Annotated in this window: 19 protein-coding genes and 2 pseudogenes; 15 read left to right on the plus strand and 6 right to left on the minus strand. The window is 75.0% G+C overall.

Annotated features, from left to right (window positions below):
- Positions 1–22: 22 nt before the first annotated feature.
- Positions 23–877 (minus strand): class I SAM-dependent methyltransferase, encoded by an 855-nt coding sequence (locus IE274_RS12370; protein WP_190115705.1) that lies wholly within the window; start codon positions 875–877, stop codon positions 23–25.
- Between the two features lie 275 nt (positions 878–1152).
- Here IE274_RS12370 and IE274_RS12375 point away from each other — a divergent pair, with 275 nt between their 5' ends.
- From IE274_RS12375 to IE274_RS12410, 8 genes are all read left to right on the plus strand, one after another.
- The gene (locus IE274_RS12375; RefSeq protein WP_190115706.1) at positions 1153–2313 is read left to right on the plus strand and encodes a sensor histidine kinase; all 1161 of its coding nucleotides are present in this window, start codon (positions 1153–1155) and stop codon (positions 2311–2313) included.
- Positions 2310–2996, plus strand: a complete 687-nt coding sequence (locus IE274_RS12380; RefSeq protein ID WP_190115707.1) for a response regulator — start codon at positions 2310–2312, stop codon at positions 2994–2996. The genes IE274_RS12375 and IE274_RS12380 overlap by 4 nt, the downstream gene beginning before the upstream one ends.
- 193 nt (positions 2997–3189) lie before the next feature.
- The gene (locus IE274_RS39400; RefSeq protein ID WP_229909489.1) at positions 3190–3954 is read left to right on the plus strand and encodes a DUF4232 domain-containing protein; all 765 of its coding nucleotides are present in this window, start codon (positions 3190–3192) and stop codon (positions 3952–3954) included.
- Between the two features lie 441 nt (positions 3955–4395).
- Positions 4396–6507 (plus strand): sensor histidine kinase, encoded by a 2112-nt coding sequence (locus tag IE274_RS39405; RefSeq protein WP_307822145.1) that lies wholly within the window; start codon positions 4396–4398, stop codon positions 6505–6507.
- 199 nt (positions 6508–6706) lie between these two features.
- Complete coding sequence (locus tag IE274_RS12395) at positions 6707–7153, plus strand: roadblock/LC7 domain-containing protein (RefSeq protein WP_190115708.1); 447 nt, start codon at positions 6707–6709, stop codon at positions 7151–7153.
- Positions 7150–7506: a DUF742 domain-containing protein gene (locus IE274_RS12400; protein WP_190115709.1), complete on the plus strand. Its 357-nt coding sequence runs from the start codon at positions 7150–7152 to the stop codon at positions 7504–7506. The genes IE274_RS12395 and IE274_RS12400 overlap by 4 nt, the downstream gene beginning before the upstream one ends.
- Entirely contained in the window at positions 7487–8101 is a 615-nt protein-coding gene (locus IE274_RS12405; RefSeq protein WP_190115710.1) for a GTP-binding protein, read from the plus strand. The genes IE274_RS12400 and IE274_RS12405 overlap by 20 nt, the downstream gene beginning before the upstream one ends.
- Positions 8098–9381, plus strand: a complete 1284-nt coding sequence (locus IE274_RS12410; RefSeq protein WP_190115711.1) for a cytochrome P450 — start codon at positions 8098–8100, stop codon at positions 9379–9381. Before IE274_RS12405 ends, IE274_RS12410 begins: the two co-directional genes overlap by 4 nt.
- A 47-nt stretch (positions 9382–9428) precedes the next feature.
- Here the strand turns inward: IE274_RS12410 and IE274_RS12415 are convergent, their stop codons facing one another.
- Positions 9429–10655: a cytochrome P450 gene (locus IE274_RS12415; protein WP_190115712.1), complete on the minus strand. Its 1227-nt coding sequence runs from the start codon at positions 10653–10655 to the stop codon at positions 9429–9431.
- Positions 10656–10913: 258 nt separating this feature from the next.
- On the opposite strand from IE274_RS12415, the gene IE274_RS12420 reads away from it, so the two are divergent.
- The 7 genes and pseudogenes from IE274_RS12420 (at position 10914) to IE274_RS12450 (ending at position 19328) form a co-directional block, all read left to right on the plus strand.
- On the plus strand, positions 10914–11351 hold the full coding sequence (locus IE274_RS12420) for an SsgA family sporulation/cell division regulator (protein ID WP_190115713.1): 438 nt from the start codon (positions 10914–10916) through the stop codon (positions 11349–11351).
- 268 nt (positions 11352–11619) lie between these two features.
- The gene (locus tag IE274_RS12425; RefSeq protein ID WP_190115714.1) at positions 11620–13467 is read left to right on the plus strand and encodes a gamma-glutamyltransferase family protein; all 1848 of its coding nucleotides are present in this window, start codon (positions 11620–11622) and stop codon (positions 13465–13467) included.
- A 103-nt stretch (positions 13468–13570) separates the two neighbouring features.
- Positions 13571–14425 carry an inositol monophosphatase family protein gene (locus IE274_RS12430; protein ID WP_190115715.1) on the plus strand — a complete coding sequence of 285 codons (855 nt, stop codon included), beginning with the start codon at positions 13571–13573 and terminating at the stop codon, positions 14423–14425.
- Positions 14426–14568: 143 nt separating this feature from the next.
- Positions 14569–15981, plus strand: a complete 1413-nt coding sequence (locus tag IE274_RS12435) for a phytoene desaturase family protein (protein ID WP_190115716.1) — start codon at positions 14569–14571, stop codon at positions 15979–15981.
- A pseudogene (locus IE274_RS12440) lies at positions 15978–16578 on the plus strand (O-acetyl-ADP-ribose deacetylase). The gene IE274_RS12435 and the pseudogene IE274_RS12440 overlap by 4 nt, the downstream one beginning before the upstream one ends.
- Before the next feature lie 611 nt (positions 16579–17189).
- Positions 17190–18809, plus strand: a complete 1620-nt coding sequence (locus tag IE274_RS12445; protein WP_190115717.1) for an AlkA N-terminal domain-containing protein — start codon at positions 17190–17192, stop codon at positions 18807–18809.
- Between the two features lie 33 nt (positions 18810–18842).
- On the plus strand, positions 18843–19328 hold the full coding sequence (locus tag IE274_RS12450) for a methylated-DNA--[protein]-cysteine S-methyltransferase (RefSeq protein WP_190115718.1): 486 nt from the start codon (positions 18843–18845) through the stop codon (positions 19326–19328).
- Between the two features lie 33 nt (positions 19329–19361).
- Here the strand turns inward: IE274_RS12450 and IE274_RS39410 are convergent, their stop codons facing one another.
- From IE274_RS39410 to IE274_RS12460, 4 genes and pseudogenes are all read right to left on the minus strand, one after another.
- Complete coding sequence (locus IE274_RS39410) at positions 19362–19856, minus strand: NUDIX domain-containing protein (protein WP_229909514.1); 495 nt, start codon at positions 19854–19856, stop codon at positions 19362–19364.
- A complete protein-coding gene (locus IE274_RS40365; RefSeq protein ID WP_372447069.1) occupies positions 19853–20416 on the minus strand; it encodes a tetratricopeptide repeat protein in 564 nt (187 codons plus the stop codon). The genes IE274_RS39410 and IE274_RS40365 overlap by 4 nt, the downstream gene beginning before the upstream one ends.
- A pseudogene (locus tag IE274_RS40195) lies at positions 20328–20786 on the minus strand (tetratricopeptide repeat protein); the annotation flags it as partial. The gene IE274_RS40365 and the pseudogene IE274_RS40195, both read right to left, overlap by 89 nt.
- A 43-nt stretch (positions 20787–20829) precedes the next feature.
- The gene (locus IE274_RS12460; protein WP_190115720.1) at positions 20830–21951 is read right to left on the minus strand and encodes an ADP-ribosylglycohydrolase family protein; all 1122 of its coding nucleotides are present in this window, start codon (positions 21949–21951) and stop codon (positions 20830–20832) included.
- Positions 21952–22142 lie beyond the last annotated feature (191 nt).

Here is a 22142-nt window from a genome sequence, read left to right on the forward strand (position 1 = left end):
GAGGGGGCGGCGGGCCCGCGCGTCAGCTCGGGCGTACCGCCGTCACCAGCCACACCCGTGCCTGCATGCGGACCCCGCGCCCGCCCGCGTACGGACTGAGCGCGTCCTCCAGGGCCTTGCGCGTGACCCTCGGCACCACACGGCCGGGCGTGCGGGAGAGCAGGAAGTCGATGGCGTCCGACGGGTCGCGGCCCCAGTACGTCTCGACGGGCAGCGACGTCACGGCCACCTCCGCGTAGGCGGCGAGGGAGCGGCGGATGTGCGCGGGGTCGCTGAGCGAGGCCATCGCGGCGCGGGCGTCGGTGTGGTCCGAGGACGGCGCGGCCCCCTCGGCGCCGAGGAGTCCCGCGAGCAGGCCGAGCGCGCGGGACTCCTCGATGTCGGGGCTCGCGGGCTGCGGGCAGACGAACACAAGGCGCCCGCCGGGACGCAGCGCGCGGGCCACGTTGCCGAACGCGGCCGCGTGGTCGGCGAAGAACATCACGCCGCCCCGGCTGATCGCCACGTCGAAGCCGCCGTCGGGAAAGTCGTGCGTCTGGGCGTCCCCCCGTTCGTACGAGACGTTCGTGACCGCCTCCGTCGCGGTGCGGGCCCGGGCCCGCTCCAGGAGCGGCGCGGAGATGTCGACGCCGACCGCGTGCCCGTCCGGTCCGGCGAGCCGGGCCGCGATCCGCGTGACGGTGCCCGCGCCGCAGCCGATGTCGAGGACCCGGGCGCCGCCGCTGATGCGCGCGGCCGCGAAGAGACGGTCGTTGAGGTCGCCGCTCATGGCGTCGTAGCGGTCCTGCTGTTCGGCCCAGTGCCGGCCGATGGGGCCGTTCCAGAGCTCCTCCTGGCGGGCGTTGGGGCGGGCTTCGGTGCGGGTGTGCGTCGTCATGGCGGGTCCTTCGCCTCGGGGGCCGGGGGCTCGTGGGGTGCCGGGGTGCGGCGCCGGTGTGCGGTGTCGCGCGGTGCCGATGTGCGGCGCCGCCGTGTGGTGCTGTGTGCCGCCGATCGTCGCCGTGCCGGTGCCCTCCGGTCGTCGTACCGGCGAAGGCAGTTGGACCTACCTCGCCGGGGGCGGGCGGCCGCGCGACTACTACGCGGGGAGTAGCGCGGGAGCGGTCCGTGCGGGGGACGTCGCGGTCAGGGGCGCGGGCTAGGGTGCCGGACATGATGGGGGAACACGGGCCGGACGGCCGGGTCACGCTCGGTGGCCATGTCCACTTGGACGAACGCAAGGCCAGGGCGGTGGTCGTGGCACTCGCCGCGCTCATCGCCGTGGTCGTCGTGCTCGCGACGGTGTACGAGGGCGGCGCGGACGCCGTCGACTACGCCCTGGCGTGCGTCGGCTCGCTCGTCCTCGCGGAGTACCGCCGGGCGCCACGCGTCGTCCTCGTCGCCAGCGCGCTCTGCATGGCCGCCTTCGTCCTGCACGCCGAACCGGCCACCGCGGCGGCGTTCCCCGTCCTCGCCGCCGTGCACACCGCCGCGCACGCCGGACACCGGCTGCTCGCCACCGGCACCGGACTCGCCTTCCTCGCCGCCTTCCTCGGCGCCGACCCGGGACGCGACGGCGCCGTCGAACGCACCCTCCTGCTCACCGGCTGGTTCGTGTGCGCCGTCGCCACCGGCATCGCCGCCACGACCTGGCAGGCCTACCTCCGCCAGACCGAGGAGCGCGCCCTGGAGGCGGAGCGGACCCGGGAGGAGGTGGCGCTGCGCCGGGCCGGGGAGGAACGCCTGCGCATCGCCCGCGAACTGCACGACTCCCTCACCCACCACATCTCCATCGTCAAGCTCCAGGCGGGCGTGGCCGCCCACCTGGCCCGCAAGCGCGGCGAGGAGGTCCCGCCCGCGCTGCTCGCGATCCAGGAGGCCAGCGGCGAAGCCATGCGGGAACTGCGCTCCACCCTTGAAGTCCTGCGCACCGACGGGCCCACCGGCAGCCCCGCCCTGCTCGTCGAGCGCGCGCGGTCCGCCGGACTGCCCGTCGAACTGACCGTGACCGGACGCGAACGCGCGCTGCCGTCGGACCTGGAACAGGGCGTGTACCGCATCGTCCAGGAGTGCCTCACCAACGCGGCCCGGCACGCGGGCGGCCCGGCGGCGGTCGGCGTCCACCTCGACTACGGGGAGCGGCAGGTGGTCGTCCGGGTGGACGACGACGGGGCCGCGCGCCCGGACCGGCCCGTGGCACCCGGCGTCGGGCTCACCGGGATGCGCGAGCGGGTCGAGGCGCTCGGCGGCGCGCTGCGCGCCGGGGCCCGGGACGAGGGCGGCTTCTCGGTGCGGGCCGAACTGCCGGTGGGGGCGCCCGGGGGAGCCGGGTGATCCGGGTCGTGCTCGTGGACGACCAGGCCCTGATGCGGGCCGGGTTCCGGGCCCTGATGGACGCCGAGGACGGCATCGAGGTGGTCGGCGAGGCCGCCGACGGGGCGCAGGGCGTGGCGCTCGTCGGGGAACTCGTGCCCGACGTCGCGCTCATCGACGTGCAGATGCCGGTCATGACGGGCATCGAGGCGACCCGCCGCATCGCCGCCGACCCGCGCCTCGCGGACGTGCGCGTCGTCATCCTCACCAACTACGGCCTGGACGAGTACGTCTTCGAGGCGCTGCGCGCCGGGGCCAGCGGCTTCCTGCTCAAGGACACCGAGCCCGCCGACCTGCTGCAGGCCATCGAGGTCGTGGCGCGCGGCGACGCGCTGCTCTCGCCCGCCGTGACGCGGCGCCTGATCGGCGAGTTCGTGGCCCGGCCGCCGGACCGCGCGACACCGCCCGGCCTGGAGGGCCTCACGCGCCGCGAACGCGAGGTGACGGCCCTGGCGGCACGCGGCCTCACCAACGAAGAGATCGCCGCGCACATGGTCATCAGCCCGTTCACGGCCAAGACCCATGTGAGCCGGGCGATGACGAAGCTGGGCGCGCGCGACCGGGCCCAACTGGTGGTGTTCGCCTATGAGTCGGGGCTGGTGCGGGCGCGGGTCGAGGGGGACGCGGGCGCGGACGCCCTGTGAGGGCGTGCGTGGGCGGGGTCCGTGGCGCGCGGGGCGGTCCGGTCCGGCGGGTCGTGGGGCGGGCCTGCCCGGCGGGTCGTGGGGCGGGCCGGTCGGGTGGGTTGTGGGGCGGGCCAGTTGGGTGGGCCGGTCGGGTGGGTGGGACGTGGTCCGGCCGGGCGGGGCGGGATGTGCCGCGTGGCATGATCCGGGCGTGACTCTCCTCCCGCCGCGCCGGACGGCCCACGTCGGTGCGCTCTGCGCCCTAGCGATACTCGTCGCCGGGTGCGGCCAGTCGAAGGGATCCGCGCGCGACGACGCGGACGGCTCCGCGACCCGCGTGGCGGGCCAGGGCGGACTGCCCCCGACCGCAGCCGGGCCCGCCCCGTCCCGCGGCGTCACCCCGGACGGCCTCCCGTCCGGCGCCGCCAGTGCCCCGCAGTACGGTGCGCCGCCGCCCGAGCCGCCGCAGGCGTCCCGGGACTGCGCGGGTCAGCGGGGCGCCCTCGTCGAACCGGGCCCCGTCGACACGGCGATGGGCCTGCGCGCGATGCGCCTGACGCTGACGTACTGCGGCACCGGCACCTACCGGCTCGACGGCTACCCCGGCCTGCGCGCGCTCGGCGACGACCGCGCGCCCCTCGACGTACGCACCCTGCGCGGCACGGAGCCGATCACCACCGGCGTGCCCGACCCCGGACCGCACCCCGTGGCGCTGCGGCCGCACGAGTCGGCGACGGTGGTCGTGGTCTGGCGCAACACCCACACCGACCTGACGCATCCCGCCGTGCACGCGCCCCATCTGCGCGTCGTCCCCGCCCCCGGCGCCCCGGCCCGGACCGTCACGCCGGACGGCGGCATCGACCTCGGCAGCACCGGCCGCATCGGGACGACGGCCTGGGAGAAATTCAGGCCCGGCGGCGGCGAAGGCGCGAGTCGGCCCGGGGCCACCGGTGCCACGGGACGCGCCGCAGAGTAGGGGAGGTTGGCTTGAAATCGCCATCACGGGGGTGCGATTTCAGCCGCAGGAGAGCTCCTGCCGACAGTAGATGGCTGACCCATGCACCCTACGTCGTGGGTGGCCGACGGTGTGTCACCGTCCGGCCTGGGGTGTCGGATCCGGCACCGCGATAGCACGCACGGCGCCCCGATGAGTCCTTTCACGACGAACCTTCCGGACGGAGCCCCCCGGAGCTGAATGCCCGCTTCCACTGTGCGATCTTGTGACTAGCATGACCACCACAAGTGCCGTCGGAAGACAGCGCCACCAGGCGGACTTCCCTCGCGGCGGCACGCAGTCGAGGGCGGGCCGACGGCCCGCGCACCCGTGCCGACACCGAGGGACCACGGAATGACACAGCCCGCCGATCGTCGTCCGGACCGCACCCCGAGCAGCCGGCGAACGGCCCCCACGCTGCCCGTGTGTCTCCTCATAGCCGCCGCGGCGGCGGCCGCGGCCGCCGCCGCTCTCGCCCCGGAAAAGGCCCGCGCCTGGGTGGGCGCCGCGGCCGCCGGGGGCTGGATCCTGCTCGCCGTCGCCGTCCTCGTCGGCCTCGCGACGGCCAACAGGCTACGGGCGCGGGTCGCCGACGCCGAGGCCGAACTGCTCGACGTGCGCGGCCAGTTGGACACCCGTACCGCCGAGGACATGGGCCTGGCGCAGGTGACGCTGCCGGGCGTGGTGCGGCTCGTGCGCGAGGGCGGCGCCCCCGACGACGTCCTGCGGCAGACCCGGCCGCCCGCCCTGCCCTCCCAGCGCGAACTGCTGCGGGTGTGCGTGAGCGCCCTCGCCGACGCCGAGCAGCGCGCCGCCACCGCCGTCGCGAGCGGCCGCCGCGCCGCCGACGACCTGGCCCGCAGCACCGACGACGTACGCCTCCTCGCCACCGCGACCCTCCCGGACGTCGTCGCCACTCTGCGCGGCGGCGCCTCCGTGGACCGCGCCCTCGCCGGCACGCACTGGCCCGACGACCCCGCGCTGCGCGCCCTCACCGAGACCGCCATCCGTGAACTCGCCCTGAGCGAGCGGCGCGCGGCCGCCGCCCAGGCCGCCAGCGCCAAGGCCCTCAGCCGCGTCCAGGCCAAGTCGGTCAGCATGCTCGCCGACCTGCGGGATATGCAGGACCGGCACGGCGAGGAGGTCTTCGGCGACCTGCTCCGGCTCGACCACAGCACCTCGCAGCTCGGCCTCATGACCGACCGCCTCGCCCTGCTCATGGGCGGCCGCTCCAGCCGCGCCTGGAACAAGCCCATCGTGATGGAGTCCATCCTGCGCGGCGCCGTCGGCCGCATCGCCGCCTACCAGCGGGTGCGGCTGCACTGCTCGACCCGCGTCGCCGTCGTCGGCTTCGCCGCCGAGGGCGTGATGCACCTGCTCGCCGAACTCGCCGACAACGCCGCGAACTTCTCCCCGCCCACCGACGAGGTCCACGTCTACGTGGAGGAGTCCCGCACCGGCATCGTCGTCACCATCGAGGACAGCGGCCTCCGCATGTCCGAGGCGGCCCAGCGCCGCGCCGAGGAGTCGGTGTCCGGGCGGATGACCGACCTCGCGCTGCTCCAGGGCACCCGGCTCGGCCTCGCCGTCGTCGGCGGGCTCGCCGTGAAGTACGGGATCAACGTCAGCTTCCGCCCCTCGGCGCGCGGCGGCACCGGAGTCGTCGTGCTGCTGCCCCCGCAGCTCATCGCCCAGCAGCCGCAGCCGGAGCGGGCACCTGCGGTCGACGCGGGCGCGCCCGCGGCGGCCGGGAGCGGAGCCGGCGGCGTGCCCACGCCGCGATCCGCCCCGGAGAGCCCCGCCGAGCCCTCCGCCGCACCCCGCACCGCCCCCGCCGACGCGGGCCTCGGCGGCGCCCCCGGCGAGCGGGCGGAGACGGCCGAGCACACCGCCGTGCGCGAGCGCGCCGCCGACGGGGCCGACGAGTACGGCCGGGCGTCGGGCCACGGCACGGACGGCCGGGGCGGTACGTACGGCGGGGGCGGTCCGGAAGGCACCGACGGCCGGGGCGGTACGTACGGCCGGAGCGGCCCGGACGGCACCAGCGGCCCGGACGGCGGCGGTGGCCCGGACGGCGGCGGTGGTACGGACGGCCGGGGAGTCCCCCTCGGCGGACTCCCGATGCGGCGCCCCGGCCGCACCATGGCCGCCGCGCACGCCGAACTCCAGCAGCGCCAGGCCGCCAACTCCGCCGCCCGGGACGCCGCGCGGAGCGGCCCGGACACCACCCCGGGAGGCCGGGGAACCCCCGGCACCCCGGACCCCCACCCCGGCGCCCGGCGCACCGACACCGGCGCACCGGACCCCGCCCCCGGCACGGACCCGGCCGGGGCCCAGCGCCCGCCGCGCGACCTCGGCGCCCGGTTCGGCGCCTTCCACCGCGCCCGGCGGGCCGCCGGGGAGAGCGAGCCGCACCGGCTCGCCGGAGACAGCGAGTCGCCCCGGGCCGCCGGGGCGAGCGAACCACCACCGGCCGTCCGCGCGAGCGAGCCGCCGCAGGCCACCCGCGAGAGCGAGCCACCGCGGGCCGAGTGAACGGTCCGCGCACCCGCCGGGGCCGGTCCGCCCGGACCGCGTACCCGGCGACCTGTGCGCACCGGGCGTCCCCCGACGCCCCACACGGGTCCTCAGCGTCGAGACCCCGGTTCACCTCGTTCCACACCTTCCCCACCCCCGTCCCGCATCGAAAGGGAGGTACGGGCGTTCGCGCACCCGGTGATCGCCCCTCATCACCATGCAGACCACCGACAACAGCCTGAACTGGCTCCTGGACACCCTCCTCGACAGCACCCCCGGCACCCGGCACGCCCTCGTGCTGTCCCGGGACGGACTCAAGCTCTGCTGGAGCCCCGGCCTCAGCCTCGACCAGGCCGACCAGCTCTCCGCGATCTGCTCCGGCATCCAGGCGCTCGCCCAGGGCGCGTCCATGGAGTTCGGCGACGGCTCCGGCGGCGTACGCCACTCGATGACCGAGTTCCACGGCGGGCTGCTCTTCGTCGTGGAGGCCGGACAGGGCGCGCACCTCGCCGTCATCGCCGACGAGGACGCCGACCCCGGTGTGGTGGGCCACCAGATGAGCCAGCTCGTGTCCCAGATCGGCGAACACCTGCGGGCCGAGCCCCGCGGCCAAGGGCACGGGAACCCCGAGACCCCCGGGGACCCCGCGCGCCCCGTCTCGTGATGCGCCGGCCCGTCGACGTGGGCGACCCCGACCGGCTCTACACGGTCACCGGGGGCCGCAGCCGCTCCGACGGCAGCTCCTTCGACCTGGTCACGCTGATCGTCGCCGAGTGCGAGCCGGCCGTCGGCCAGCAGTCGGAGCACCGGCGCATCCTCGAACTGTGCCGCCACCCCACGGCCGTCGTGGAGCTCGCCGCGGAGCTTTCGCTGCCCATCACCGTCGTCCGCATCCTCCTGGAGGACCTGCTGGCGACCGGCCGCATCACCCCTCGTCACCCCCGCGTGGCGGCCGCCGCCGCGCTGCCCGATTCCGCTCTTCTCACGGAGGTGCTCCATGGGCTCCGCAACCTCTGAGCTGCCGTCGTCCCGGACACCGCTGCGCGACACGGCCGAAAACGGCCTGAAGATCGTCGTGGTGGGCGGCTTCGGCGTCGGCAAGACCACCCTCGTCCGCTCCGTCAGCGAGATCCGCCCCCTCAACACCGAGGAGGTGATGACGCAGGCGGGCGCCGGAGTCGACAAGATGCCCGAGTCGTCCGGCAAGAACACCACCACCGTCGCCTTCGACTTCGGCCGCATCAGCCTCAACGACCGCCTGGTGCTCTACCTGTTCGGCGCCCCCGGCCAGAAACGCTTCTGGTTCCTGTGGGACCGGCTCTTCGCCGGGACGCTCGGCGCGGTGGTCCTCGTGGACACCCGCAGGATGGACGAGTCCTGGTACGCCATCGACCGGCTCGAACACCACGGCACGCCCTTCGTCGTCGCCGTGAACCGCTTCGACGACGCGGCGCGGCACTCCCTCGAGGACATCCGCACCGCGCTCGCGCTGCCGGACCACGTCCCCCTCATCGACTGCGACGCCCGGGTCCGCTCGTCCGGCAAGGACGTACTGATCACCCTCGTCGACCACCTCCACCACCTGGCACGGGAACGGGAACTGACAGCATGACCGAAGCGACCGGACCCGCCGCCGGGCAGCAGGCGAGCACCCCGCCGCCCGGCTGCCCCGCCCATGCCGCGCACCCCGACGCGGTGCCCCTGAGCGGCCTGGAGTACCAGCAGACGCCCTTCGACCTGTACCGCAACCTGCGCGGCAAGCACGGCTCGGTGGCGCCCGTCGTCCTTGACGGCGGCGTGCCCGCCTGGCTGGTCCTCGGCTACTCCGAGGTCTCCTACGTCACCGCGCACGACGAGCTGTTCGCCCGCGACTCCCGGCGCTGGAACCAGTGGGACAACATCCCCGCCGACTGGCCCCTGATGCCGTTCGTGGGCTACCAGCCCTCCGTCCTGTTCACCGAGGGCGCCGAGCACCGCCGCCGCGCGGGCGTCATCACCGAGGCCCTCGAAGGCGTCGACCAGTTCGAACTCGGCCGTGAGTGCGCGTACATCGCCGACCAGCTCATCGCGGACTTCTCCGGCCGCGGCAGCGCCGAGCTGATGAGCGTCTACACCCACCCCCTCGCCATGCGCGCCGCCGTCCACATGGTCGGCATGCCGCCCGGCGCCGCCGACACCGAGGCCCTCGTCGAGGACCTGCGGATGTCGCTCGACGCCGCCGAGGGCGACGACCCGGTGGCCGCGTACATCCGGGTCGGCGAGCGCGTCCACCACCTGGTGCGGGAGCGGCGGCAGCACCCGGGAGCCGATGTCACCTCGCGGATGCTGGAGCACCCGGCGGGCCTGTCCGACGAGGAGATCGTCCAGGACCTGATCTCCGTGATCGCCGCCGCCCAGCAGCCCACCGCGAACTGGATCTGCAACGCGCTGCGGCTGCTCCTGACCGACGAGCGGTTCGCCCTGAACGTCTCCGGCGGCCGCCTCAGCGTCAGCCAGGCCCTCAACGAAGTCCTGTGGCTCGACACGCCCACCCAGAACTTCATCGGCCGCTGGGCGGTCCGCGACACCCAGCTCGGCGGGCGCCGCATCCGCGCGGGCGACTGCCTGGTCCTCGGCCTCGCCGCCGCCAACGCCGACCCGCAGATCTGGCCCGGCGCGCAGGTGGGCTCCGAGAACTCCGCGCACCTGTCCTTCAGCAACGGCGAGCACCGCTGCCCCTACCCGGCGCCGCTGCTCGCCGACGTCATCGCCCGCACCGCGGTCGAGACGCTGCTCGAGCGGCTGCCGGACCTGGTGCTCGCCGTCGACCCGGCGGAGCTGACCTGGCGGCCGTCCATCTGGATGCGTGGACTGACGGCCCTGCCGGTCCAGTTCACGCCCGTGGCGCAGTGACGGCGGCGGCGCGGAGACGCTCCGCGCCGCACGCGGCGGCACGGTGCTCAGCGCGGCACGGGCGTGAACTCCACGGGCAGGGCCGCGGGGCCCCGCGTGAACACGCCCTGCTCCGACGGTACGAAGCCGTCGGCGAGCCGGATGTCCGGCATGGCGTCCAGGAGTTGGTTGACGCCCGTCTCCACCTCGGCGCGGGCGAGCAGCGCGCCCACGCAGAAGTGGCGGCCGAGGGCGAACGCGAGGTGGTCGGCCGCCGCGGAGAACGCGGTGGTGGTCGTCAGGTCGTCCCGGAAGATGTCGAACCGGTCCGGCTCGCGGTAGCGCTCGCCGTCCCGGTTGGCGGAGCCGATGAGGCAGGTCACGGTGGCACCGGCGGGAACGGTGCCCCCGGCCAGCTCCACGTCGACCGCGCTCTGCCGCATGATCATGTGGACCGGCGGGGTGTGCCGCAGGGTCTCCGCGAACGCCCGGTCGACGAGGGTGCGGTCGGCGCGCACGGCGGCGAGCTGGTCGGGGTGCGTGAGCAGGTTCGCGAAGATCCCGGCGATCGCCTTGTCGGTGGTCTCGCCGCCCGCGGCGAGCAGCAGGCTGCAGAACGCCTTGATGTCCTCGTCGCTCATCCGCACGCCGTCGACCTCGGCGGCACACAGCGCCGAGAGCAGATCGTCGCCGGGGTTCTTCCGGCGCTCGGCGATCACCGGGAACATGTACTCGGCGAACTCCACCCGGGTCCGCTCGCCCGCGGCCGCCACCTCGGGGTCGCCCGCCAGGTTGCCCAGGAAGGCGATGACGGTCGTGTACCAGCCGTGGAACCGGTCGTGGTCGCCCTTGTCCAGGCCCAGCATGTCGGCGATCACGTTCACCGGGAAGCGGGTGGCGTAGTCCGCGACCAGGTCCGCGGAGCCGCGGTCGCGGAAGGCGTCGATCAGCTCTTCGGAGTTGCGGCGTATCACTGGCAGGAAGACATTCTGCAGCTCGCTGCCGCGGAAGGCCGGGGCCACCAGGGCCCGGCGCACCGCGTGTTCACGGCCGCTGAGCTGGAGGATGGTCCGGCCGTGCACGGGCTCGATCTGCCAGTCGTAGTTGTCCGTGGTGAACTGCGCCTCCTTGTCCTTGAAGACGCGGGCCACGTCCTCGTAGCGGGAGACGATGTAGCTTTTGGTGGGCTCGTGCCACAGCAGCGGGGTGTGTTCCCGCATGGCGCGATACACCGGGTAGGGGTTGGCCGCGAACTCGGGCGAGAGAATGTCCGGTATGGGCTGCGCAGTGGACACGGGGCTCCTTCGGAGGGCGACTGCCTGGCCGGCCCAGCCTATTGATCAAGGAAAAGAACCAACAGAGTGCGTCAGCTGCCACCTGTCAGCCGAGATTTCCGGCCTCGATGTCTGTCAGTCGACGCGTGTCAGCTGTTACCTGTCACCCATCAACTGTTTTCCCCGCATTCCCCGAGCCCGTCGGGGCATACGGGATTCACCACCCCCCAACCCCCCTGGAGGAACGCCGTGGAGGCCGAGGTCAGAGCGACGGTATGCATGGAACTCGAGACCGGCGAGACACCCGGTGGCCGCGCCCCCCTCTCCGCCGAACTCGCCTACGCGGCCGCCGATCCCTTCGCGGTCACCATGACGTTCCGCTGCGAGGGCGGCGAGGCGACGCGCTGGCGCCTGGACCGGCAACTGCTCACCGACGGCTGCCGGGGTCCGGCCGGTGAGGGCGACGTGCGCGTCGAGCCCACCCTTGAAGGGGGCCGCGGGAAGGGCGTGCGCATCGAGCTGTTCGGCATGCCGGGCCCGGCGGGCCGCGCCCATGGCGTCCTGCACGTCGCCGCGGGCGATGTCACCGCCTTCCTCGCCGCCACCCGCGACGTGGTGGTGCCGGGCGAGGAGCGGATCTGCCTGGACGAACTGGTGGCGGCCTGCTTCGGGGAACTCGGGGACAGCGGGACCCCGTTCGGGGAGCACGCGGCGTAACCGTGGCCGAGGCGGACGGCGCGGCGGCGTCCACGGGGACCGCCGCAGCCGTTCCCCGACGGCTGACCGGACGGGTGGTCCCCGCCTCGCGCGATGCTGCGGACCCGGGCGGACAACTCCCCGCCCGGCCGGGGGACCCGGCACCCGCGACGGGGTGACGACCGTACCGCGGGCGCAGAGGTACGGCCTGGTTCCGGCCCTCACCGGGGCGCGGGAGCCCGGTGGGGCCAGTGGGACTGGTGGTGTGGGACGGCACTAGCCTGCGGTCATGTTCACGACGCGCCCCACGCTCCAGGGCACCTTCGGCATGGTGTCGTCCACCCACTGGCTCGCCTCGCAGTCCGCGATGGCCGTCCTGGAGGACGGCGGGAACGCGTACGACGCCGCCGTCGCGGCCGGCTTCGTGCTGCACGTGGTCGAGCCGCACCTGAACGGGCCCGCCGGTGAGGTGCCGATCATCATCGCCCCGGCGGGCGGCGACGTGCGCGTCCTGTGCGGGCAGGGCGTGGCGCCCGCCGGGGCGAGCGTCGCCCACTACCGGGACACCCTCGGCCTCGACCTCGTGCCCGGCACCGGGCCGCTCGCCGCCGCCGTGCCCGGCGCCTTCGACGCCTGGATGCTGCTCCTTCGCGACCACGGCACCAAGCCGCTCGCCGACGTCCTGAAGTACGCCATCGGGTACGCCGAGGACGGGCACCCGCCGGTGGAACGCGTCACCGAGACCATCGCGACCGTACGGGAACTGTTCGTGACCGAGTGGACGTCGTCCGCCGAGGTCTACCTCCCGGGCGGCACCCCGCCCGCCCCCGGCGCACTCCTGCGCAACCCGCGCCTCGCCGCCACCTGGCGGCGGCTCGTCGCCGAGGCCGAAGCGGCGGGCGGCGCCGACCGCGACGCGCAGATCGACGCCGCCCGCGAGGTGTGGCGCACCGGCTTCATCGCGGAAGCCCTCGTCCGCCAGGCCGCGCGCCCCACCCTGGACACCAGCGGCAAGCACCACACCGGCACCCTCACGGCCGCCGACCTCGCCGACTGGTCGGCCACGTACGAGGATCCGGTCACGTACGACTGGAACGGCTGGACCCTCTGCAAGGCGGGCCCCTGGAGCCAGGGCCCCGCCTTCCTCCAGCAACTCGCCCTGCTTCCTGCCGAGTTGCCCGCGTACGGCTCGGCGGCCTGCACCCACTTGCTCGTCGAGGGCTGCAAGCTCGCCATGGCCGACCGGGAGGCCTGGTACGGCGACGCGGCCGAGGTGCCGGTCGCCGAGCTGCTCTCGGACGCGTACAACGCCGGGCGCCGGGAGCTGATCGGTGAGCGGGCCTCGTACGAGCTGCGGCCCGGGCGGCCCGGCGGGCGGGAGCCGCGGCTGGCCGCGCATGTGCGGGCGGTCGCCGCGGGTGACGCGGGGGCGCGGGGGCTCGCGGTGGGGGCGGGGGAGCCGACCGTGGCGGGTGCCGGTGAGCCCACTGTCGCGGGTGTCGGTGAGCCGACCGTGGCGCCGGACGGCGGGACCCGGGGCGACACCTGTCACCTGGACGTCGTCGACCGCTGGGGGAACATGGTCGCGGCGACGCCGTCCGGCGGCTGGCTCCAGTCCAACCCCGTCGTGCCGGAACTCGGCTTCCCGCTCGGCACCCGGCTCCAGATGGCCTGGCTGGAGGACGGCCTGCCCAACTCGCTCACCCCGGGCCGCCGCCCCCGCACGACCCTGACACCCTCGCTCGCCCTCAAGGACGGCGTGCCCGTCATGGCCTTCGGCACGCCCGGCGGGGACCAGCAGGACCAGTGGCAGGTCCACTTCTTCCTGTCGGTGGCGCTGCGCCCGCCGGTACGCGGCGGGCTCGACCTGCAAGGCGCCGTCGACGCCCCCAACTGGCACACCGAGTCCTTCCCGGAGTCCTTCTACCCGCGCGGGATGCGGCCGGGCAGCCTCGTCGTCGAGTCCCGCACCGACCCGGAGGCGGTGGCGGAGCTGCGGCGGCGCGGACACGACGTGACCGTGGGCGGCCCCTGGTCGGAGGGGCGGCTGTGCGCGGTGGCGCGGGACCCGCGGACCGGGGTGCTCTCGGCGGCGGCGAATCCGCGGGGGATGCAGGGGTACGCGGTCGGGCGGTGAGGGCGCGGGGGCGGTGAGGGTGCGGGGCGCCCTTTCATCCCGATTCCACCCGTTGTTCACCCCGGGAGTCCGCGTTGTCAGTGGCACGTGCTCTCATGGAGGCATGATCGAAACACAGGCAATCAAGGAAAGCATCGACGACTTTCTCGCACGACAGACCGCTGACGTGGAGCGTGTGGTCCGCGAGGCCGCGGCGGCGGAGATCACCCCGAGGTTCCGGCAGCTCGCCGAGGACGACGTCGTCCAGAAGAGCGGCCCGCACGACCTGGTGACCGTCGCGGACCGGCTCGCGGAGGAGCACCTGACCCGAGAGCTGACGGCGCTGCTGCCCGGCTCGGTCGTCGTCGGCGAGGAAGCGGTGCACGCCGACCCGGCGATATACGACGCGATAGCGGGCGGCGCGCCGGTGTGGATCGTCGATCCCGTCGACGGGACACGCCAGTTCGTGCACGGCGACCCCGGTTTCTGCACGCTCGTCGCGCTCGCCCTGGACGGCGTCGTCCTGGCCTCCTGGACGTACGCGCCCGCGCTCGACGAGTTCGCGGTGGCGGTCCGCGGCAAGGGCGCCACGCTGAACGGCACGCCCCTGCGCGCCGGTTCCCCCGAGCCCGGCCGCCCCCTGACGGTGGCCACGTCCCACCCGGACTTCACCACCGACGACCAGAAGCGCGCCCTGCTCGGCCTCACCGCCGAGGGCTTCGCCCCGCGTCCGTGCGGCTCGGCGGGCCTGGAGTACCTGGCCATCGCCCGCGGCACCCTCGACGCCGTCGCGTTCAGCTGGGAGCTGGCCTGGGACCATGCCGCGGGCCTGCTCCTGGTCGAGGAGGCGGGCGGCACCCACCGCACCCGCGACGGCGTGCCGTTCGCCATCACCGGGGGCAACGCCCTGCCGTTCACGGCGGCACGGGACGAGGCGACGGCGCAGCGGGTGGTGGCGGCGCTGGCGGGCGGGGCCTGACCGCGACCGCCTCCGCACGCCACCGCGGGGTCCGACCCGCGGACGGTGCCGGAGGGGGCCGGGGCCCGGAAACGGCCCGTGCTCCGGCATATCCTGGGGCGGCACTGGCCATCGGCTGACGAAGGAGTCCGAAGGTGCCGTCGATGCTCGATGCCGTCGTCGTGGGGGCGGGACCGAACGGTCTGACCGCCGCCGTGGAGCTGGCCCGCCGCGGCTTCTCCGTGGCCGTCTTCGAGGCCCGCGGCGCCGTCGGCGGCGGCGCCCGCACCGAGGAGCTGACCCTCCCCGGCTTCCGGCACGACCCGTGCTCGGCGGCGCACCCGCTCGGCATCAACTCGCCCGCGTTCCGCGCCCTGCCCCTGCAGCGGTACGGCCTGACGTGGCTCCAGCCCGAACTGCCCATGGCGCACCCGCTCCTCGACGGCCGCGCCGCCGTGCTCGCGCGCTCCGTCGCCGAGACGGCGGCCTCCTTCGGGCCGCGCGACGCGGGGGCGTACCGCAGGCTCGTCGAGCCGTTCCTGCCGCACTGGGACACGCTGCTGCGGGACTTCATGTCACTGCCGCGGACCGCGCTGCCGCGCGACCCGGCGCTGCTCGCCCGGTTCGGTCTGGTGGGCCTGCCGCCGTCGACGTGGCTGATGCGGCGCTTCCGCGACGAACCGGCGCGGGCCCTGTTCGCCGGGCTCGTCGCCCACGTCATCGCGCCGCTCGGCGGCCTCGCCACCGGCGGCGTCGGCATGGTGTTCGCGCTCGCCGCGCACGCCCGCGGGTGGCCGGTGGCCCGCGGCGGCTCGCAGTCCATCTCCGACGCGCTCGCGGCGTACCTCACCGACCTCGGCGGCATCATCCACACCGACTACGAGGTCAAGCGCCTCGACGACCTGCCGCCCGCCCGCGCGTACGTCTTCGACACCTCGCCCGCCGCGCTCGCCCGGATCGCCGGACTCGGGCGCTACTACGACCACTACCGGTACGGCGCCAGCGCCTTCAAGATCGACTACGCGCTCGACGGGCCCATGCCGTGGACCGCGCCCGAGGCGCGCGCCGCGGGCACCGTCCAGGTCGGCGCGAGCAGCCACGAGATCGACGCCGCGCTGCGGGCCGCGTCCCGCGAGGGCCGGGCGCCGGACGCGCCGTTCCTGATCACCGTGCAGCCCGGCGTCGTCGACCCGTCCCGGGCACCCGCGGGCAAGCAGGTCTTCTGGGCGTACGGCCACGTCCCGAACGGCTGGCAGGGCGACCTCACCGACGCCATCGAGCGGCAGCTCGAACGCTTCGCGCCGGGCTTCCGCGACCGCGTCCTCGCCCGCGCCACCGCGGGCCCGCCGCAGCTCGCCGCCCGCAACGCCAACTACGTCGGCGGCGACATCGCCTGCGGCGCCGCCAGCGGACTCCAGCTGCTGCTGCGGCCCCGGCTCACCGCGTACCCGTACCGCACCCGGCACCCGGCCGTCTTCATCTGCTCCTCCGCGACCCCGCCCGGCCCCGGCGTGCACGGCATGTCCGGCCACAACGCGGCGAAGGCCGTCTGGAAGCGGCTGCGGGAGTCATCGTGACCGCCCGCATCACCCTCGTCCAGGGCGACATCACCGACCAGCACGCCGACGCCCTCGTGAACGCCGCGAACTCCTCGCTGCTCGGCGGCGGCGGCGTCGACGGCGCCATCCACCGGCGCGGCGGCCCCGACATCCTCGCCGACTGCCGCCGCCTCCGGGCCGCGCACTACGGCAAGGGGCTCCCCACCGGCCAGGCCGTGGCCACGACGGCCGGCCGCCTGCACGCGGACCACGTCATCCACACCGTCGGCCCCGTGTGGTCACCGACGGAGGACCGCTCGGCGCTGCTCGCCTCGTGCTACCGGGAGTCGCTGCGGGTCGCGGCCGGGCTGGGCGCCCGTACGGTCGCCTTCCCGGCGATCTCCACGGGGGGTGTACCGCTGGCCGCTGGCGGACGCGGCGCGGATCGCGGTGGGGGCGGTGCGGGGCGCCTTGGCGGCGGGCCCGGAGGGGGAGGGCTCGGCCGGGGCGGACCCGGGTGAGGTGGACCCGGCCGGGGCGGTGCCGAAGGAGGTGGACCTGGACGAGGTCCGCTTCGTGCTGTTCGGCGAGGCCGCGTACCGGGCGTTCGACGAGGCCCTGGCCGCGCAAGGTTGATGTCGCATTCTCGCCAGCCCCGGGGTGCGGGGATAACCGATGCTTGACCCATGCCGCCCGTGACACGCACCCCAGCCCGAGACCCCGAGACCACCACATCCGCACCGGCAGCCGGCCTGCCCGAGGGCCAGGCCGCGCCCGGTACGCACCCGGCGACGGGGGCGAAGGGCGCTGGTAGCTCCGGTCCGGCGGGGGCACGGGGCGCCGAACGCTCCGGCCCGGTGGAGGCGCGGGCTGCCGATGGTCCCGGCCGTGCGGGGACACCCGTCGCGGGCCGCCCCGACGCGGCGGCGGCCCAAGGCACCGGCCGTCCCGGTGGCACGGGAGCCCGACGCGGCCCCGGCCGTCCCGGCGCCCCGGCCGCACGCGGGACCGGCCCCCTTCGCCCGGCTGGGGCGCAGAGCGCCGATCACCTTCGCCCGGCTGGGGCGCAGAGCGCCGATCACCTTCGCCCGGCCGGGGCGCAGAGCGCCGATCACCCTCGCCCGGCCGAAGCGCAGACCACCGACCACCCCGCCCCGACAGCCGCGCAGCGCCCCGCTGACCACCCCGCTCCCACCCCCGCCCCGACAGCCGCGCCCGCAGGGGCGCCTGGGGACTTCGAGCGGCGTGTGCGGGCCGTGCAGTCCAAGGACGCGCGGTTCGACGGATGGTTCTTCACCGCCGTCCTCACGACCCGCATCTACTGCCGCCCCAGTTGCCCGGTCGTACCCCCCAAGCCCGCGAACATGAGCTTCTACCCGAGCGCCGCCGCCTGCCAGCAGGCCGGATTCCGCGCCTGCAAGCGCTGCCGCCCCGACAGCAGCCCCGGCTCGCCCGAGTGGAACCAGCGGGCCGACCTCGTCGCCCGCGCCATGCGGCTCATCGGCGACGGCATCGTCGACCGCGAGGGCGTCCCCGGCCTCGCCACCCGCCTCGGCTACAGCACCCGCCAGGTCGAGCGGCAGCTCCTCGCCGAACTCGGCGCGGGCCCCCTCGCCCTCGCCCGCGCGCAGCGCGCCCAGACCGCCCGGCTGCTCATCGAGACCACCGCCCTGCCCATGGCCCAGATCGCCTTCGGCGCGGGCTTCTCCTCCATCCGTACGTTCAACGACACCGTCCGCGAAGTCTTCGCCCTCGCCCCCGGCGAACTCCGCGCCCGGGCGGCCAAGCGGCCCGGTGACAGGCGCGCGGCCACCAGAGCCAACGTCAATGCGAATGTGCATGCCAACGCCAGCGTCGGTGCGCACGGTGCGCGTGGGGTTTCCACGTCCGGTGCGGCCTCCGTGGCCAACGGGACATCCGCCGCCAGCGGCCCGGGCACCGCCCTCGCCGCCCCCGGCACCCCACCCGTCGAAGGCGCCCCCGGCACCCTCTCCCTCCGCCTCCCCTTCCGCGCCCCCCTCAACCCCGACAACCTCTTCGGCCACCTCGTCGCCACCGCCGTGCCCGGCGTGGAGGAGTGGCGCGACGGCGCGTACCGCCGCACCCTGCGCCTGCCCTACGGGCACGGCATCGTGGCCCTCACCCCGCACCCCGACCACATCGGCTGCCGCCTCACCCTCACCGACCCGCGCGACCTGACCCTCGCCATCAGCCGCTGCCGTCGGCTGCTCGACCTGGACGCCGACCCCGTCGCCGTCGACGGTCAGCTGGCGGACGATCCGCTGCTCGCCCCGCTCGTCGCGCAGGCGCCGGGGCGGCGGGTGCCCCGGACCGTGGACGAGGCCGAGTTCGCCGTGCGTGCCGTCCTCGGCCAGCAGGTCTCCACCGCCGCCGCCCGTACCCACGCCGCCCGCCTGGTCACCGCCCACGGCGAGCCCGTCGACGACCCCGAGGGCGGCCTCACCCACCTCTTCCCGGCGCCGGAGGCCCTCGCGGAGCTCGACCCCGAGTCCCTCGCGCTGCCCCGCAGCCGCCGCACCACCCTGATGACGCTGGTGCGCCACCTCGCCGACGGCACCCTCCAACTGGGCGTCGAGAACGACTGGGAGCGCGCCCGCGCCCAACTCACCGCCCTGCCGGGCTTCGGCCCCTGGACGACGGAGGTCATCGCGATGCGCGCCCTCGGCGACCCGGACGCGTTCCTGCCCTCCGACCTCGGCATCCGGCGCGCCGCCCAGGCCCTCGGCCTGCCGCACACCCCCGCCGCCCTCACGGCACGCGCCGCCGCCTGGCGCCCCTGGCGCGCCTACGCCGTGCAGTACCTGTGGGCCACCGAGGACCACGCCATCAACTACCTCCCCGAATAGGGGCAACCACCTTCCCCCGTAAGGGCGTTCACCATGCACCGTCAGCACACCGTCATCGACAGCCCCTACGGGCCGCTCACCCTCGTCGCCACCGACGGCACCCTCAGCGGCCTCTACATGACCGAGCAGCGCCACCGCCCCGCCGAGGAGACCTTCGGCGACCGCGACCCGTCCCCCTTCGGCCCGGCGACGGAACAGCTGGAGGCCTACTTCGCGGCCGAGCTGAAGGAGTTCGACCTGCCGCTGCGCCTGGACGGCACCCCGTTCCAGCGCTCGGTGTGGCAGCGGCTCCTGGACATCCCGTACGGCGAGACCCGTACGTACGGCGAGCTCGCCGAGGAGCTCGGCAACCCCGCCGCCTCCCGCGCTGTCGGCCTCGCCAACGGCAAGAACCCCATCGGCGTCATCGTCCCCTGCCACCGCGTCATCGGCGCCAACGGCAGCCTGACCGGCTACGGCGGCGGCCTCGACCGCAAGCAGCGCCTCCTCGCCTTCGAGAGCGGCTCGGTTCTCTTCTAGGCGGGGCGGAGGGGCGGCGACAGGGGCGCCGGGTCAGCCGACCCGGTGCCCGTTCTCCAGCTCCACCGTGCCCGCCCCCGCGGCCAGCGCGTCCAGTGCGGCGAGCACCCGGCGCGCGAGCGGTGCCGAGAGATGCGTCGGCAGCTCCTCGCGGGTGGCGAGGCGCCAGGAGAGCAGTTCCTCCTCCTGCAGCCGGATCGCCTCGAACCGGTCGTCGTCGAGCACCCCGCCGTCGTACAGGTACGCCACCAGCGGAGGCCGCGCCGCCGTCCCCGGCACCCAGTCCACCGCGAGCAGCCCGCCGGGCTCGATGTCCAGGCCGATCTCCTCGACGGTCTCGCGCCGCGCCCCCTGGCGCGGGCTCTCGCCGTCGTCCGACTCGACGGTGCCACCCGGAAGGGCCCAGCCCGCACGGTAGTTGGGCTCCACGAGCAGGACGCGTCCGGCGCGGTCGCGGATGACGGAGGCGGCTCCGGCGAGGACGCGGGGGAGGCTCGCGATGTACGTGGCGTAGTCGAGAGTGGTCACGACAGGCAGCGTAGCGCCAGGTGGATCACCCGCCGTGGCGCTTCGGGGGCGTGAGCAGGTTCCGGGTGGCCCGGGTGTCCGGGTGGTCGGGGCCGAGCACGCGCCCGCGAGCCGTGTGCACGTCCGCTGCCACGGCGTGGGCGTCCGCGCCCCGCCCCGCGCAGGGTGACGGCGAGTTCGTGTCCGCTGGCGAGCGTGTCCGGGTGGTCGGGGCCGTGCGCGAGGGCGCGGCCGCTGTACGCGGCGCGGGCCGCCGCGGCGGCCTCCTCGTGGCGGAAGAGCAGGATCAGCGCGACGGCCAGGTTGTGGCGGCACAGGAGCGTGCCGGGGTGGTACCGGGCCGAGGGTGGTGTCCCAGGACGACAGGACGGCGCGGTAGGCGGAGTACGACTCCTGGTGGCGGCCGATCCGTCCGAGCAGGAACGCGCACTGCTGGTGGGCGACGAGGGTGTGGACGTCCCGTGGGCCGAGGGCGCGCGTCCGGCGTGCGGCGGTGTCCGCACAGAGGTCGAGGGCGTCGTTGTACCGGCCCCACTGCGCGTACACGATCGCCAGTTCACAGCTGCTGTCGAGGGTCTGCGGATGGTCGGGGCCGAGCAGCAGTCGCTGCTCCTCGGCGACGCGCGTCAGGTCGGCGAGCGCGTGCCCGAGGTGGCCCGCGCGGCCGTCGGCCACGGCGTTGCGATGCTCCACCACGAGCCGGGCCTGGCGGCTGCGTTCGGCGGCGGGGGCGGTGTAGGCGGGTGTCTCGGTGAGCGGGGGCAGGGGCGGGTCGGGCAGGACGGTGAAGGGCGTGGCCTCGCCGCCGTGCCGGAGAACGCCGTGGCCCGGTGTGCGACGGGCGTTGAGGTACGGGCGTTCGCCGGTGAAGTCGATGACGAAGCCGGAGCCGTCGTCGCTGGAGACGGCGTTCAGGAGCGCGACGTGCACACCGAGTTCGGGCTGTGGCCGCCCCGGCCGCCCGCGACACGCCTCACGCCGGTGGCACCCCCGACCCCTCAGTAACCCCCGACGCCTCCGTCACCCCGGGATGCCGTGCCAACCGTTCTGTCCGCTCCGCCAGTTCGCTGATCCGCACCCCGTCGTAACCGAACACCGCGCTGCGCACCCGGTCGCGGAGCGGATCGCGCCACTGGGCCGGGATCGCCGCCGCCCCGCACCGCACCCCGGCCACCGAGCCCGCCGTCGCGCCGTTCGAGTCGGTGTCCAGGCCGCCGCGCACGGTCAGCGCGATCGTGCGGGTGAAGTCCCCGTCGCCGTACAGCAGCCCGGCCGTGAGGACGGCGGCGTTCGGCACGGCGTGGATCCAGCCGAGCCCGGCCGTCTCGCTCTCCACCGTCGCCAGGGTCTCTTCCCAGCTCAGCGACGCCTCGTACAGCGACGTCACCCGGCGCACCGTCCGCGCGAACCGGCTGCTCGCCGGGATCACGGTGAGGGCGGCGTCCAGCGCGTCCCGGGGCGCGGCGGCCGTGAACGCCGCCGCGACCAGCGCCGCCGCCCACATCGCCGCGTACACGCCGTTGCCGGTGTGCGAGAGCACCGCGTCCCGCCGGGCCAGGGAGGCGGCACGACGCGGGTCGCCGGGGCACGTCCAGCCGAAGACGTCCGCGCGGATCAGCGCCCCGATCCACTCCTGGTACGGATTGTCGTACGTCGCCGTCAGCGGCGGCTTCAGGCCGTTCGCGAGATTGCGGTACGCGGCGCGCTCCGCCGTGAACGTCTGGAGGTACGGCAGCCGTGACAGCCACAGCTCGCCCACCTGCTCGGTGCTGAACCCGAACCCGCGCGACTCCAGGAGTTCCAGGCCGAGGATGGCGTAGTCCACGTCGTCGTCACGGCAACTGCCGTCGATACGGCCGCGCACGCAGGCGGGCCATTCCGGGCGCAGTTCGAAGCCCGCCGTGCCCTCCGGCGGCGCGGGCAGGTAGTCGGTGAGGGGGAGCGCGTCGGTGTGCCGCAGATAGCGGTCGATGCGGTTGCGCGTCCAGTAGTCGCCGCGCTCGACGGGCTTGCCGAGCATGTTCCCGGCGACCCGGCCGAGCCAGCCGCCATGGATGCGGTCCGCGAGCGGAATGTCCGGTGCCGTCGACGTCATGGGTCCGGTCTACCCGAAGGCGGGGGCGCGCCGCGCGATGCCGATCGAGGACGGCAATGATCGATCATCCTCCGCCTCTTTCCCATACTGCTTTGCCCCGATGTAAACGGACATCTCGGGGCAGTGGATCAATGAGTGACCCGGTCGACCATGGGCAGCGGCCCCCTCCTGCGGTTATGGTCGCAGCGGCG

Origin of the sequence: Streptomyces flavofungini, from assembly GCF_014650815.1 — a bacterium.
GTDB classification, from domain to species: domain Bacteria; phylum Actinomycetota; class Actinomycetes; order Streptomycetales; family Streptomycetaceae; genus Streptomyces; species Streptomyces flavofungini.

Coding starts and splice junctions, on each gene's coding strand:
- IE274_RS12450 (WP_190115718.1), top strand. CDS start 18,843: ATGCACCGTCAGCACACCGTCATCGACAGCCCCTACGGGCCGCTCACC.
- IE274_RS12430 (WP_190115715.1), top strand. CDS start 13,571: ATGATCGAAACACAGGCAATCAAGGAAAGCATCGACGACTTTCTCGCA.
- IE274_RS12410 (WP_190115711.1), top strand. CDS start 8,098: ATGACCGAAGCGACCGGACCCGCCGCCGGGCAGCAGGCGAGCACCCCG.
- IE274_RS12425 (WP_190115714.1), top strand. CDS start 11,620: ATGTTCACGACGCGCCCCACGCTCCAGGGCACCTTCGGCATGGTGTCG.
- IE274_RS12435 (WP_190115716.1), top strand. CDS start 14,569: ATGCTCGATGCCGTCGTCGTGGGGGCGGGACCGAACGGTCTGACCGCC.
- IE274_RS12375 (WP_190115706.1), top strand. CDS start 1,153: ATGATGGGGGAACACGGGCCGGACGGCCGGGTCACGCTCGGTGGCCAT.
- IE274_RS12395 (WP_190115708.1), top strand. CDS start 6,707: ATGCAGACCACCGACAACAGCCTGAACTGGCTCCTGGACACCCTCCTC.
- IE274_RS12460 (WP_190115720.1), bottom strand. CDS start 21,951: ATGACGTCGACGGCACCGGACATTCCGCTCGCGGACCGCATCCATGGC.
- IE274_RS12405 (WP_190115710.1), top strand. CDS start 7,487: ATGGGCTCCGCAACCTCTGAGCTGCCGTCGTCCCGGACACCGCTGCGC.
- IE274_RS12420 (WP_190115713.1), top strand. CDS start 10,914: ATGGAACTCGAGACCGGCGAGACACCCGGTGGCCGCGCCCCCCTCTCC.
- IE274_RS12370 (WP_190115705.1), bottom strand. CDS start 877: ATGACGACGCACACCCGCACCGAAGCCCGCCCCAACGCCCGCCAGGAG.